Origin of the sequence: Paenibacillus sp. SAF-068, from assembly GCF_051967555.1 — a bacterium.
Lineage (GTDB): Bacteria > Bacillota > Bacilli > Paenibacillales > Paenibacillaceae > Paenibacillus.
In genome coordinates this window covers 1,577,021-1,589,914 of the sequence record NZ_JBQCJX010000001.1, presented here as the reverse complement: position 1 = coordinate 1,589,914, position 12,894 = coordinate 1,577,021, and the positions used below count along the sequence as shown (strand labels likewise).

General features: G+C 42.2%; 16 protein-coding genes and 1 pseudogene. All 17 read right to left on the bottom strand.

The window, feature by feature from the left end; translation table 11 throughout:
- Nucleotides 1-26: 26 nt before the first annotated feature.
- The 17 genes and pseudogenes from ACTHPG_RS07180 to ACTHPG_RS07100 all read right to left on the bottom strand — a co-directional run bounded on the left by ACTHPG_RS07180 (nucleotide 27) and on the right by ACTHPG_RS07100 (nucleotide 12,703).
- Nucleotides 27-494 (bottom strand): NUDIX domain-containing protein, encoded by a 468-nt coding sequence (locus tag ACTHPG_RS07180; protein ID WP_440388424.1) that lies wholly within the window; start codon nucleotides 492-494, stop codon nucleotides 27-29.
- An 89-nt stretch (nucleotides 495-583) separates the two neighbouring features.
- Nucleotides 584-1,045 carry a GNAT family N-acetyltransferase gene (locus tag ACTHPG_RS07175; protein WP_440388423.1) on the bottom strand — a complete coding sequence of 154 codons (462 nt, stop codon included), beginning with the start codon at nucleotides 1,043-1,045 and terminating at the stop codon, nucleotides 584-586.
- On the bottom strand, nucleotides 1,042-1,608 hold the full coding sequence (locus ACTHPG_RS07170; protein WP_440388422.1) for a hypothetical protein: 567 nt from the start codon (nucleotides 1,606-1,608) through the stop codon (nucleotides 1,042-1,044). Before ACTHPG_RS07170 ends, ACTHPG_RS07175 begins: the two co-directional genes overlap by 4 nt.
- Nucleotides 1,605-2,147 (bottom strand): GNAT family N-acetyltransferase, encoded by a 543-nt coding sequence (locus tag ACTHPG_RS07165; protein ID WP_440390168.1) that lies wholly within the window; start codon nucleotides 2,145-2,147, stop codon nucleotides 1,605-1,607. Before ACTHPG_RS07165 ends, ACTHPG_RS07170 begins: the two co-directional genes overlap by 4 nt.
- Nucleotides 2,147-2,650 (bottom strand): GNAT family N-acetyltransferase, encoded by a 504-nt coding sequence (locus tag ACTHPG_RS07160; protein ID WP_440388421.1) that lies wholly within the window; start codon nucleotides 2,648-2,650, stop codon nucleotides 2,147-2,149. The genes ACTHPG_RS07165 and ACTHPG_RS07160 overlap by 1 nt, the downstream gene beginning before the upstream one ends.
- Nucleotides 2,651-2,675: 25 nt before the next feature.
- The gene (locus ACTHPG_RS07155; protein WP_440390166.1) at nucleotides 2,676-3,032 is read right to left on the bottom strand and encodes an NIPSNAP family protein; all 357 of its coding nucleotides are present in this window, start codon (nucleotides 3,030-3,032) and stop codon (nucleotides 2,676-2,678) included.
- A gap of 653 nt (nucleotides 3,033-3,685) precedes the next feature.
- On the bottom strand, nucleotides 3,686-4,228 hold the full coding sequence (locus ACTHPG_RS07150; protein WP_440388420.1) for a GNAT family N-acetyltransferase: 543 nt from the start codon (nucleotides 4,226-4,228) through the stop codon (nucleotides 3,686-3,688).
- A gap of 62 nt (nucleotides 4,229-4,290) precedes the next feature.
- On the bottom strand, nucleotides 4,291-4,821 hold the full coding sequence (locus ACTHPG_RS07145; protein WP_440388419.1) for an AAA family ATPase: 531 nt from the start codon (nucleotides 4,819-4,821) through the stop codon (nucleotides 4,291-4,293).
- Between the two features lie 12 nt (nucleotides 4,822-4,833).
- Nucleotides 4,834-5,319, bottom strand: a complete 486-nt coding sequence (locus ACTHPG_RS07140; protein WP_440390165.1) for an N-acetyltransferase family protein — start codon at nucleotides 5,317-5,319, stop codon at nucleotides 4,834-4,836.
- A gap of 74 nt (nucleotides 5,320-5,393) precedes the next feature.
- Nucleotides 5,394-5,741 (bottom strand): DUF952 domain-containing protein, encoded by a 348-nt coding sequence (locus tag ACTHPG_RS07135; RefSeq protein ID WP_440390163.1) that lies wholly within the window; start codon nucleotides 5,739-5,741, stop codon nucleotides 5,394-5,396.
- Nucleotides 5,742-5,777: 36 nt separating this feature from the next.
- Nucleotides 5,778-6,308, bottom strand: a complete 531-nt coding sequence (locus ACTHPG_RS07130; RefSeq protein ID WP_440388418.1) for an AAA family ATPase — start codon at nucleotides 6,306-6,308, stop codon at nucleotides 5,778-5,780.
- Between the two features lie 193 nt (nucleotides 6,309-6,501).
- Nucleotides 6,502-6,750, bottom strand: a pseudogene (locus ACTHPG_RS07125) (polysaccharide deacetylase family protein); the annotation flags it as partial.
- A 158-nt stretch (nucleotides 6,751-6,908) separates the two neighbouring features.
- Complete coding sequence (locus ACTHPG_RS07120; RefSeq protein ID WP_440388417.1) at nucleotides 6,909-7,964, bottom strand: ABC transporter substrate-binding protein; 1,056 nt, start codon at nucleotides 7,962-7,964, stop codon at nucleotides 6,909-6,911.
- A 107-nt stretch (nucleotides 7,965-8,071) separates the two neighbouring features.
- Nucleotides 8,072-9,046 carry a galactofuranose ABC transporter, permease protein YjfF gene (gene yjfF / locus ACTHPG_RS07115; protein ID WP_440388416.1) on the bottom strand — a complete coding sequence of 325 codons (975 nt, stop codon included), beginning with the start codon at nucleotides 9,044-9,046 and terminating at the stop codon, nucleotides 8,072-8,074.
- A complete protein-coding gene (locus tag ACTHPG_RS07110) occupies nucleotides 9,036-10,079 on the bottom strand; it encodes an ABC transporter permease (protein WP_440388414.1) in 1,044 nt (347 codons plus the stop codon). Before ACTHPG_RS07110 ends, yjfF begins: the two co-directional genes overlap by 11 nt.
- 4 nt (nucleotides 10,080-10,083) lie before the next feature.
- Entirely contained in the window at nucleotides 10,084-11,595 is a 1,512-nt protein-coding gene (locus ACTHPG_RS07105; RefSeq protein ID WP_440388412.1) for a sugar ABC transporter ATP-binding protein, read from the bottom strand.
- An 85-nt stretch (nucleotides 11,596-11,680) separates the two neighbouring features.
- Entirely contained in the window at nucleotides 11,681-12,703 is a 1,023-nt protein-coding gene (locus tag ACTHPG_RS07100; RefSeq protein ID WP_440388411.1) for a substrate-binding domain-containing protein, read from the bottom strand.
- Nucleotides 12,704-12,894: the final 191 nt, after the last annotated feature.

The following is a 12,894-nucleotide window of genomic DNA, read 5'->3' as shown; positions in this document are numbered from 1 at the left end:
TCAAAACAGATTTCCTCCAACGACAATCAGCTTATTTTAATTACAGGTAACTCATTTACATGATTTATTTCGATGGTGTATTTCTTAAACTCATACTTCTCAAGTCCATCCCATCTATCCAGGAAATGATAAAACATATCTCCGAAGTTCATCCCTTCAGGCAATACGTCCACAAGTTTTATTTCATCAATCTCCGACTCGGGTAAGCTACCGAGCAGTATAACCTCAGCATAAGAGACCATACCAAAGCTCCCATTCCATTCATATACGCCATAAGGTGTTAATTCAAAATGCACTGCACCTGTCTCTTCATAGAGTTCTCGACTTGCCGTATGTAAAATGGTTTCCCCTATTTCTTTGTTGCCTCCTGGGATCTCCCAGCCTCCTCTTTTTCTATTTTTTATAATGATGAATTGATTGTTGTATTTAGCGATCATAACTGCAAATTTGATTAACGCTGGATCAAGTCCATCCAGATCAAACCATTGGCTCATTTCATTCCTCCAATATGTGACTACTCTTTCAAAATATAATTGTTAAACCACTGCATCACATGTGATTGTTAAACTATTTGAATATCTTATTATTTTATTGCCAACCTGTAGATTACTTCATCATCTGAATTGGTTTCATTCTCACTAATGAAGGACATGCTCTTATACAAGTTCTGTGCTACTTTGTTCTCACGTTCAACCGTTAATGAAATAACTTTACATAAAGGATGCTGTTTCGAGATGAAATCTAAAATGGCTCTTATAGCGCGCTTTCCCATTCCTTTACCTTGATAGGATTTATCAATTTGAAAACCACCAATCCAGTAATTATCTGTACTATCCGGAGTATAACTCAGATAGAAGAAACCAAATACCTTACTATCGATCACAAGTACGTAAGGATCAAATGCTACATCCCACGGTTTTATATAGGCGTAAGCGATCCCCTCAATAACGGATGGAACTAATGAGATTTGGTGCTCATATAAAGCGATCTTCAGCGCCTCTTCCCAATTCTCTCGTGTAACGGGTTGAATGTTTATATCTCTCATCCTATCTCCTCTTTCAGTAAACCACGATTAATGCTAACGTTCTTTTCACTGTCATATAGAGCCACCTCCAAATGATGTTCAATCAACTGTATCACTTGTTTTTTATTCTTCGTGATTGTTGCAGTCTTACGGTTCTCGTTAACTGTACATATAACTTCTTCTATATTATACTGATGGTTCCACTTCACAATCATCTTGCATAAACCCTTGAATGACTGCTTGTAATTCCACGGTCGCAAGCCCAATCTGGACAATACAAACCTCTTTATAATTCGATAGTCTCTAATGAAAACATTTGGGGCTAATATAAAAATCAAATCCGCTTCTTGGATGGACTTTAATGTCCAATCTTTGCACTGTGCTCCTTCTATGATCCAAGCCCCTGAACTGACAATAGATTGGACGGATTCATCCCTCACACTTTCAGGGTATCTCAGATTTTCGGCGCTTCTGTCCCAGATGAGATTGTCTAATTCATAGGAAGGAATATCGTATTTATCCGATAATTCTTTGGCTAATGTTGATTTCCCACTACCGCAAGATCCAATAATTCGAATTCTCATACATAATCTTTCTTCAACAATGCATAGATGACATTATCAACAAATCGATTTTTCCAATAATAGTTTTCTTTCAATATGCCTTCTTCACTGAAGCCAATTTTCTCAAGCAACGTTCTTGATCCTGCGTTCTCTGGCTCTACAAACGCTTCAATTCTATTTAATTCAAGCTTCTTGAATCCATATTCAACAATTCTCTGAGTGACCTCAGTCATATAATCCTGCCGCCAGAACTCCGGTGCTAATTCATATCCCATCGCAGCTTTATGATGTTGTTTCATCCAACCATGAAATCCGCATGTTCCAATAATTCTGTTGTCTGACTTCAAAGCAATTCCCCAACGGATAACCTGACCCTTTTCGAATCGTTCATTCCATCTTTGTATGAGTTCTTCTGCTTGTTTCATATTTGAAAAACTCTCTACATCGTAGAACTTTGTAACTTCATCTGAAGAAAAAATTTGAAATATATCATGGGAATCACTCTGTTTAATCTCTCTCAACAGCAATCTTTTGGTTTCTAATTCAGGAAATGGAGTCATCATCCATTCACCTCAATGGAGTACACCGCTACCTTTTTCCCTATGATGTCTACGTCCTTCTCATGTTTCATGCCATTCTTTTGCGCCACTTTCATAGAACCCACATTACCGTGTTGAATTAACGATATTAATCGTCTCTGTTTCAAGTGATCCATGCCATATTCTTTCCATGCTTGTGCTTGTTCATATCCGTAACCCATACCCCAGTATTGCTCCATAACCCAGTAACCAACTTCAAGCTCATCAATGCCTTCAATGATTTGAGGAATCAGTCCAGAGGTCCCAATGCACTTGTTATCCTCTTTATTGAATGCAAGGAACAGCCCCTTATCGTCTTCATTCCAGTTGATGAACTTTTCCAGGCTTTGCATGGTTTCTTCCTTCGTCCAGGGTCCTCCATGTCTTATAAATTTCATCATACTTGGCTCACGTGTCATCTCGAAAAGCAAATCGAAATCATTTTTGGTATATTTCCTAAAATTAAGTCGCTCTGTCTCTACCATACTCTTATCTCCCTTTTCTTATATTTCACTTTAAAATCGTTTGTTCGCGATCTACTGTCGATGTGAAAAATGCTTGCCTAATTTCTTCGCGAAATACTTCTTGATACCGATGTCTTCCGATTTGATCAAAACGCGCTTGAACTCGCTTTACGTGTTCTGTATCTGATTTTATCTTTTTCTCAATCTCTTCGTATTGTTCAAGGGTTTCGTATTCCCACATCGCAAAAATTTCACTGGTTTCATCATCGATGGGTGTGTGCCATCTCCCAATAAGTCTTGATCCGTATTTCAATTGGGATGGCAGTAAAATATCATTAAATAGAGCATTAAACTCTTCTACAAAAGAAGTCGCAATAATATAGGTTTTTCTCCTATAAATCATCATCTGTACCTCCTTATGAGTAATAAAGGGCATGATTTATCGCAATATCGTCGCGTATTTCTTAGATATTCCATTTGGTCATCCCAGTAGTAATCAGACAAGGTGAAGTCCCTCCTTCATAAGATGTAATCGTATTCATAAACAGTCAAATATCATTAAGGAAAATGATTAGAGTGTGTGTCTTCAAGCTCAAGCAATTTTCTAAGGAACACAGGACATCTTATTCGGCCTTCACGTCCTCTTTTAAAATTGTAAGGAACCTGAGACATCTTATTCCCCAAAATCATCTGACAAAAATGCTACAAAAGGTATTTATCCCCATATAGCGTGTCTCAGATTCCTTAGATTTCGGAGAGCGTCTCACCCCCCCCCCCCCCGAATAAGACGTGTCAGGTTCGTTAGACATATTACTTAAGTGTTACTTGCGACAGCAGGGGACGGTCTATCTATATGATTATATAATCCCTCAACTTTTTTCTAGATATTCACAATAAACCGTGACGTAGTTACTATCAATTACAAGAAGAACCACCTGACAGTCATTCAACCCGAAGTTAATAAAGAATACAACTGAACAACGCTATTGATATTATAATTCCAATTTTCTGTTTTCCATTATAATTGATCTTCCAAATCATGGATGCCTCTTGAGATTATAACTTCTCATATTCAGTTTTTAAGATACTCATACATACACTATCCCAGTATTTCCCCTTTTTATATATCTTCTTTCTGTATCTTCCTTCTTCTCTAAAGCCACATTTTAAATAACATTTGTAAGCAATCTCATTATACTCGTACACTTCAAGTTCTAATCTGTTTAAATTTAGCTCTTCGAAGACAAACTTCTGTATTACACGGATCGCTTCACTCCCATAACCTTTACCTAAAAATTCTTTTCTTCCTATTACAATTGCTAAAGATGCAAAGCGGTTTTTCCAATCCATTTTGTATAGATCAATCTGACCTATATAATCCAATGAATCACTCAATCCGATAATAAAACTTTTGTTTGAAGACTTGCCTTCAACCATTGACTTAAAAAAGGATTCAGTCTCATAACTCGAATGAGGATACAAAAAATTATCTGATAAAGTCTCTGTGATTTCTGGATCGTTTACCCACTGTTTAATGCAATTCAAGTCAGAATCTTGGTATTCTCTTAATACAATTCTTTCTCCATAAATACGAGACACCTAAATCCCCCCAATCAAATGCTTGTTTCTATCCTCCATTAGCTATTTGGACGCTCGTGCATTTACTTCACCCGATATTTCTCATTGTTTATAATTTCACTGACGATTTCAGGTAGTTGATCTTCTGTAAAATGATGAGTATACAGCTTGTTATCTACTCTCAACTCCAGATGATTTTCAAACTCATCCAGCAGAATCACACTTCTTTCTTTCATTTGATGTTCTTCTGCTCTTAGACAGTCTCTATGAATAATGGTTTGACGATCCACCATTAATACAACATAGATTACACGAACATGATAGTCTGCCAATTCTGTCATTAATCCATCAACGTCTTCCGGAAAGGACACATAGTCCAAAACTACATCGTATTTATAATCCAATAAGTTTTTCACCAGACTAGATATGTTTTTCCACGTTAAGTCATTTGTATCCTTATCGAGCCAGGGTTTACCCCGCCCTTTAACCGGAAAGTGACTAACCGCATCTCCAGAGATGTATGCACTTTTATCTAAAGTTTGAACCAGCAGCTTGGGAGTTGTAGATTTCCCTACTCCTGGGGGTCCAGATACAACATATAGGTTATTACTCATTTCGTATTCCCCTTACAATATCTTTTGGAAACTTCCAATATCCAGTTTTCGATCAAACTTATATCCGATCTCTTTGAACAGAGCACATTGTTCATAACCATTTCTCTCGAATAATGATTTACTTCTGGTATTCTCCATGCAAATCGTCGCAATTAAGGTATGGAATCCTTGTTCTTTTGCAACCTTCTCAATATAACGAAGTGCTTGTTTGCCCAAGCCTTTTCCCAAAATATCGGGCTTCAGATATATAGTAACTTCTCCGCATATGTCATAAGCCTGTTTACTCTTATATTGGGTGATCAGAACATAGCCCATCATTTGATTGTTTTCGAGAATTACATAAGTTTTATACCGCGTATCCTTGTTCATCACAGAGGATTTAATCTGATCAAGGTCCAATTCCTCCGTATGAAACGAAATGGTTGTATTCTTTACATAATAGTTATAAATCACTCTAATTTCAGGAAGGTGCTGTTCGGTTACCTCTTCAAAAGTCACTGTTGTCAATTACCATTCCTCCCTTGCTGTTCATTTTCTTCACCCGCATCCACGGTTCTCTAAGAAATCCATCATCACCGCATGCTCTCTAAATCAGCAGGTAGCGAAAATCCCCCTTCTTCATTAGGCTCAAAATCATATGTATGAAGTACCGCGTCTAGATTTAACTCACCGTATATATGAGGATATTCCCTGCCTTCATTATACAGATCTTCCCATACAACCTCTGCTTTTATTTTGGATGTATCCAAGCAAAGTAGCACTAGCCCCTTTGTCCCATGGTAGTTATAATTAGCCACAGCTACAATCTTATCCACAGGTGAACAATGAATGAAACCTTCCTTCTTTAAAGATGCTGCTGTGTATACCCCATTGATCAACGCGACTTCCCACTCTTTTCTTAAGAGTGCATGTACAATCATCACTATAAAACCCTCCTATTTTAAAAAAAATGATCATTATTTGTATAGGACCTGCTTTAAGATAAGCTCTATGATTTCACTGGTCTCCAGATGATCGGTAACAATGTGGGTTTGAAATCGTTCATCCTTTAAAGCTTCAACACACTTTGCTGCTTGTTGATACTGCCAGCCGCCAAATTCATCTCCGCGTTTAGCCAAACGATGATAAATGGTCTCTTCTGTAGCTGTTAGGCAAAAATGATGAATGTCCTGATCGATCTCACTCATCCCGTTATAGATGTAATCAAAGTTCTCCTCTTTATAGATGGTCATGGGAATAATTAAGTGTTTGTTGTATTTTTGCTTTACTTCTTTAGCCGTCTTTACGGTTAGAATTCTCCATAGTTCGATATCTTGAAAATCGTCCGTCCGTTCCCTTTCCTCTCTACAACGCTCCGGAAGAAGTTTTCTCAGCATGTAACCAATTTCTTCAGGATCGTAGATCATACTGTTGGCGATTAAGGGTTGAAGCGCTTCTGCCGCAGAAGTTTTTCCCGAACCAAACGCTCCATTAATCATAATGATCATTGGATCAATTCACTCCTATTCCATAGAATATTTCAATATACACCAGATTCTTCCTATCCGCAATTTCATCCATTATAAATGACTTCCGTCCATTTTTGTGTTACAAAATATCCAAAAACATGATGAATTCCCATGGGGACAACCCAATGGGAATTCATCATCGTGCATTATTTTTCATTCACCCTTGAGCTTATTAATGTATTTCCAAGTAATCGATATATATATTCCATGTCCCCTCATCGGCTGTTACAACCAACTCAATGACCTGATTTCCCGTCCCATGGCTGATATTATTCAGAGTATAAACCGCTGGAGCACTCCCGCCAGAGTAAAACGTTTCCTTCGTCTGTCCACCAATCTTCAAATCAACTCTAGCCATGTTGGCATTGTTTGAAGCTCTACGAAGTGAAAAATTGTGAGTGCCCGTTGCAAAATTCTGAGTATTATATTTACAGCATAATACCTTCTACACTCCCTCTCTTTAATGGACTTTCACCTCTCGAAAAAAGCGCTTTCAAATATGCGTAATCCGCTGCGTACTTTCTCTTAGATAAGCATTTTTTGTTCAAGGTGGATTCAGTATAAAACAAATAATGATCACTAGAATCGCCTGTTGTACATCTCCCGTCTAGCGCTCTCCTGTGTAAAAATGTCCTCCGGGGGCACCATGCGCTTCGGAAGGGTTCGTCCTGCAATAATTTCTTTGGTAGCCTGCATAAGCTGGGGACCAAGCAGCGGGTTACATTCCACCACCGCGTTGATTTTCCCACTGGCCAGAATTTCAAGTGCTTTGCGGGAGCCGTCCACCGAGACAATAATGATGTCCTCTCCCGGCTTCAGCCCAGCTTCTTCTATCGCTTGAATGGCGCCAAAAGCCATTTCATCATTATGGGCAAAAAGAACCTGTGGCCTTTCTTCTTCCGGAACCTGAAGAAACTCTTTCATCACTTGTTTACCATTATCCTCCGTAAAATCAGCAGGAGCACTTTGTGAGAAAATAATACCTGCTTTGGTGTCCAGAATGCTTCTAAATCCCTCGCCACGCTGGATGGAAGGCGTAGAACCACTCGTGCCTTGCAGTTCGGCAATTCGTATCGAACCCGGATAATTTCTCATCCGATCGTGAATGTACTTCCCAGCCTTCACACCTTCCTCATAGAAGTCCGATCCAATCGTTGTCACAAAAAGTGAAGTGTCTTTCACATCGACTGACCGGTCTACGATGATCACGGGTATGCCTGCATCCTTGGCCTCATGAAGAATACCATCCCAGCCCGATTCCACGACTGGTGCAATGGCAATGACATCCACCTTTTGTCTGATGAACGACCGAACAGCCTCGAACTGTTTCGTCTGAGACTGTTCTGCATTTTTTATCACTAGGGAAATTCCCGATTCTGCCGCAGCATTTCGAATAGACGTGGAGTTTGCCAGCCGCCAGGCACTCTCTCTGCCGAGTTGTGAAAAACCCAAGACAATTGGCTTCGTAGAGGTGTCCCTTGCCACTGTTGATTCCATCCATTCCTCAACGGACGGGAGAGCTTCCAAGTTGTTAGACGAGATAGGAGGAGGCACAGATTCAGACTCTTGCGTTGTGCAACCGACAATCAGTAGTAGCAGTATGAACAAGCACAACCCGTTCACATATCTTCTCACTTATGCCCCCCCATCCCCATGTTAGTCTCTACAGCCACTGGTGCAGAGAACAGATTGTAATATGATCTTTCGGTATTTATGTTCAATATCATTTCATTTTGATCCACTTAATGCAGTGATTTTGAAGATACTCTCCGCCCGCTAAGAAGTCGTTGGAACAAAATAAAGACAAACAACATCAGGCCAATTACAATTTTGGTCCACCATGAGCTGAGCGTGCCTTCGAAGCTAATTATAGTTTGGATAGCCCCCTGGATCAATACGCCAATAAAGGTTCCTGCCACATACCCCACACCACCTGTTAGCAGAGTGCCTCCGATCACAACAGCCGCGATGGTATCGAGTTCAAGACCCATGGCGTGTAATCCATAACCGGATAACATGTAGAAGGTAAAGACGACACCAGCAAGCGCCGAGCACAAACCGCTGAACGTGTACACCAAAATTTTGGTACGTGCAACTGGCAGTCCCATGAGCAGCGCAGATTGCTCGCTTCCGCCGATGGCGTAAACGTTGCGACCGAACCGGGTATAATGTGCCAGATAAATTGCTAGCAGTAGAATGACCAGAGCAATGATCACATTAATGGAAACAAAACTGCCCCCTGGCAGGGAAATTTTCGCCTGTGCAACCTGCGTGTAAAATGGATTCGTAATGGTAATGGTATCGAGACTGATCACATAACACATCCCCCGCGCCAAAAACATACCTGCCAGGGTCACGATGAAAGGCTGAATTTTAAAATAATGGATGATCGCACCCATGACTGTGCCAAACAACGCACCCATGACCAGCACCATTGGTATAACGATGGCAGGTGACCAGCCCTGTTTCTCGATCAGACTTGCACTAATAATGGTTGTCAGCGCAATGACAGAACCAACCGACAGGTCGATCCCTCCCGATACAATCACAAAAGTCATGCCAATCGCCGTGATAATCAGAAATGCGTTATCAATGAGAAGATTGAACAGGACCTGGGTGGAAAAGAACCCTGTATACCGGAAAGAGCCTATGGCAAACATTACAGCCAGCAAGCCGAAAGTGACAAGGACCGGGAGATACTTACGATTAAGAAACATGGCGGTTAACCCCCTGTTCGGCTGGAAACTTCCGTTTTTTCCAACGGATCAGCATAGAATTGCGGAAGGAATCGGATTGAATCAAACATACGGCCAGTACAACAAAGGCTTTGACAACAAGTGTAACTTCTGGTGGTACACCAATCATATAGATCGTCGTTGTTAAGGTTTGGATAATAAGCGCTCCAACAACGGTACCCATCAGATAGAAACGCCCGCCATTGAGTGAAGTACCCCCGATGACGACAGCAAGAATGGCATCGAGTTCATACCACAGCCCTGCGTTATTTCCATCCGCACTGGATACATTCGAGCTGAGAATAAGCCCGGCAATGCCGGCACACAGACCACAGAAGACATATACCGTGAGAATTACCGTTCTTGACCGAATACCTGCCAGTCGGCTCGCACTCGCGTTACTTCCAACCGATTCGATAAACAGTCCCAGTGCCGTTTTTCTCGTTAACAGAGAGGCAACAAGCAAGACAGTCAATACAATGAAGATGGAAAAAGGCAATGCTGCTAACGAACCGGCCCCGATATAGGCGTAGTTCGCATTGGATACCGTAATAATCTGTCCGCTCGTAATCAGTTGCGCAATGCCGCGTCCGGCTACCATCAGAATAAGCGTCGCAATAATGGGCTGGATTCGGGCAACCGATACCAGCGCGCCGTTCCATATGCCCAAGATCAGAGAAAGACCAATAGATAATCCAAGTGCACCCAATACAAGCCCGAAGGAACTCTGATCCACACCTTTGCTGATGCTCATACAAGCCACGGCACCGGAGATCGCTACAATGGAGCCCACGGACAGATCGATACCTCCGGTCGCAATTACCAGCGTCATACCGATGGATACCAGAATTAAAGGCGCTCCAAAATTGAGAATATCAATCAAGCTGCCGTACAGATTTCCTTCACGCATGACGAGGGAGAAGAAATCCGGAGAGTACAGCAAATTAAAGAGTAAAAGTAAACCAAGCATACATAACGGCCAAAACAAATGATGTTTACGCATCTTGCCCGCCATCCCTTCAACCTCCTGCCATTGCTTTCATAATTTGCTGTTGATGGATCTGATCCCCGCTGAGTTCTTTTACTTTTTTGCGGTCCCGAAGTACGGCAATCCGCTGGCTGACACGAATCACTTCTTCCAGCTCGGACGAAATGAATAGCACGGCCATACCTTGCTTTGACAAAGAAAGTACCAGCTTCTGAATTTCGGTCTTTGCACCAATATCAATGCCACGCGTAGGTTCATCGAGAATTAACAAATCGGGGTTCATCAGCAGCCACCGTGCAAGCAACACCTTTTGCTGATTACCCCCGCTCAGATTTTTAATTAAATGCTCCGGGTTTTTCGGATGGATATTTAACAGGTTGATGTACTTTTCGGCGATTTCATCCTGCTTCTTGCGTGAGATTGGTTTGGACCAGCCTCGCGTCGCCTGTAAAGCCAGAATAATGTTCTCCCTGATGGTCAGATCATCGATTATGCCTTCGGTTTTACGATTCTCGGAGCAAAAAGCAATATTCTGATTAATCGCATGACGCGGCGACTTGACCGTACTTCCAGTATCCACAACGAGAAGCTTGCCTTCGTCCGAACGATCTGCGCCAAAGAAAAGGCGAGCGATCTCGGTACGACCAGACCCCAATAATCCAGCCAAACCCACTACTTCTCCCTTGCGAATATCCAGATCAAACGGATCAATCGCACCTTTCCGTCCAAGTCCTTTGGCGGTAATTAACAGTTCTCCCGACTCCGCCTGGGCAGCATCCGTTTCCTTCGGAAGCTCCTCTAAGACTTCAAGCTCCTTGCCGATCATCTTGAGCACCAGTTCCATGCGTGGAAGTTCTGCGGCTATGTACTCTCCTTCCAATTCCCCGTTACGGAGCACCGTTAGACGATCCGACATTTCGTATACCTGATCTAGAAAATGAGTAACAAAAAGGATGGCGAGACCTTCACTCTTTAATTTGTGCATAATTCGAAACAGTTGCTGAACCTCGTTTTTGTCCAGACTGGATGTGGGTTCGTCCAGTATGAGCACTTTGGCCGAGATGCTGAGTGCCCTTGCAATCGCAATCAGTTGTTGAATCGCGACCGAGTAGGTCTGTAAAGGAGCCTTAACGTCGACAGACAGATGTAATCTGTCTCGCAGCAGGTTCTCGGCATCTTTGTTCATTTGCTTCCAATTGATTTTGCCAAATCGCATGGGCTCTCGCCCGATATAAATATTCTCAGCAACCGTTAAGTTTGGACAGAGATTGACCTCTTGGTATACGGTACTGATTCCCGCCTTTTGCGCTTCAAGCGGACCGGAGATCGAAAGAACACGGTTATCCATCGTTACGGTTCCTTCGTCAATGGAATAAACGCCGGTCAGAACTTTAATCAGCGTCGACTTCCCCGCTCCGTTCTCACCCATCAAGGCATGAATCTCGCCTGGAAACAAGCGAAAGCTGACGCTGGACAGCGCTTTAACTCCGGGAAATTGTTTGGTGATGCCTGTCATTTGCAAGATCGGTGCTTGCGCGGCCATATAACCCTCTCCTTTGTTATGGAAAAAAGTCATTTAGCGACAGCCTGGTCGAAAAATGACTTTTCAGTGTTATACGAATCTGCTTTTAATATTCGCGTGTAGGCAATGCTTCTTTGGCTTGTTCCGATGTGAACGTTGTCTCATCCGTTACGATTCGGGGTTCGATGTCTTTCCCGTCTACTACCGCTTGAACCGCTTCCATTAATTGAGGTCCCAACAACGGATTACATTCGACGATAAAGTTGATTTTGCCATCAGCAGCAGCCTGCATTCCATCCTTCACGGCATCAACAGAGATAATCGTGATATCTACGCCTGGTTTCAGTCCTGCCGCTTCAATGGCCTGAATTGCACCAAGTGCCATATCGTCATTATGTGCGTAGAGAACATCTATTTTTTTATGTGCTTTGAGGAAAGCTTGCATGACTTCTTTGCCTTTGGCACGTGTAAAGTCACCCGATTGTGAAGCGATCACTTTAAGCTTCGAATTGGGAGCAATCAATTCCATAAAGCCCTCTTGACGGTCATTTGCCGGTGCGGAGCCTGTTGTGCCCTGCAGCTCCACGATATTGATCTCATCCTGTGTGTCCTTGTATTGGTCACTAAGCCACTGACCTGCTTTGCGTCCTTCTTCTACAAAGTCGGAGCCGATAAAGGTTTTGTAAAGGGTTTTATCCGGCGAGTCCACAGCACGATCCGTCAAAATCACGGGAATGCCAGCATCTTTCGCTTCCTTCAATACGGTATCCCAACCGGATTCCACTACAGGGGAAAAAGCAATCACCGTCACCTTCTGCTGTATGAAAGATCGCAACGCTTTAATCTGATTTTCCTGCTTTTGCTGTGCATCGGAGAATTTCAGATCATAACCTGCTTCTTTGGCTGAATCCTGAATCGACTTGGTATTTGCCGAACGCCAGCCACTCTCTGCACCAACCTGCGAAAACCCGAGCGTAATTGTTTTGGCGCTGGCAGGAGTACTGCCCTCCCCGCTCGTTGAAGTCGCATTATCGGAGCCTGCTCCTCCATTGGTACTATTACATGCCGTGCTGACCAGCATCACCATAGCCAATGTTATGGCAAGTCCCCACTTTTTTTTGGTTCGCATGTTTGTGATCCTCCCTTTTCATTTCACCTTGAGGTGTGACCACATTATAAAACGCTTTCATTCCAAGCTGATATGGAGTCTCATGCTTTTTTTATGTAATCATTTGGCCATTTTGAAAACGGAGTTCTAAAAAGTGTAATTTCTTTGTTTAATGGTGTAGTATTTAGCGATTCTCTTATATATTAGAAAAT

Excerpts from the sequence above, each read along its gene's own strand:
- ACTHPG_RS07180 (WP_440388424.1), bottom strand. The coding sequence starts at position 494 with ATGAGCCAATGGTTTGATCTGGATGGACTTGATCCAGCGTTAATCAAA.
- ACTHPG_RS07175 (WP_440388423.1), bottom strand. The coding sequence starts at position 1,045 with ATGAGAGATATAAACATTCAACCCGTTACACGAGAGAATTGGGAAGAG.
- ACTHPG_RS07170 (WP_440388422.1), bottom strand. The coding sequence starts at position 1,608 with ATGAGAATTCGAATTATTGGATCTTGCGGTAGTGGGAAATCAACATTA.
- ACTHPG_RS07165 (WP_440390168.1), bottom strand. The coding sequence starts at position 2,147 with ATGACTCCATTTCCTGAATTAGAAACCAAAAGATTGCTGTTGAGAGAG.
- ACTHPG_RS07160 (WP_440388421.1), bottom strand. The coding sequence starts at position 2,650 with ATGGTAGAGACAGAGCGACTTAATTTTAGGAAATATACCAAAAATGAT.
- ACTHPG_RS07155 (WP_440390166.1), bottom strand. The coding sequence starts at position 3,032 with ATGATTTATAGGAGAAAAACCTATATTATTGCGACTTCTTTTGTAGAA.
- ACTHPG_RS07145 (WP_440388419.1), bottom strand. The coding sequence starts at position 4,821 with ATGAGTAATAACCTATATGTTGTATCTGGACCCCCAGGAGTAGGGAAA.
- ACTHPG_RS07135 (WP_440390163.1), bottom strand. The coding sequence starts at position 5,741 with ATGATTGTACATGCACTCTTAAGAAAAGAGTGGGAAGTCGCGTTGATC.
- ACTHPG_RS07130 (WP_440388418.1), bottom strand. The coding sequence starts at position 6,308 with ATGATCATTATGATTAATGGAGCGTTTGGTTCGGGAAAAACTTCTGCG.
- yjfF (WP_440388416.1), bottom strand. The coding sequence starts at position 9,046 with ATGTTTCTTAATCGTAAGTATCTCCCGGTCCTTGTCACTTTCGGCTTG.
- ACTHPG_RS07110 (WP_440388414.1), bottom strand. The coding sequence starts at position 10,079 with ATGGCGGGCAAGATGCGTAAACATCATTTGTTTTGGCCGTTATGTATG.
- ACTHPG_RS07105 (WP_440388412.1), bottom strand. The coding sequence starts at position 11,595 with ATGGCCGCGCAAGCACCGATCTTGCAAATGACAGGCATCACCAAACAA.
- ACTHPG_RS07100 (WP_440388411.1), bottom strand. The coding sequence starts at position 12,703 with ATGCGAACCAAAAAAAAGTGGGGACTTGCCATAACATTGGCTATGGTG.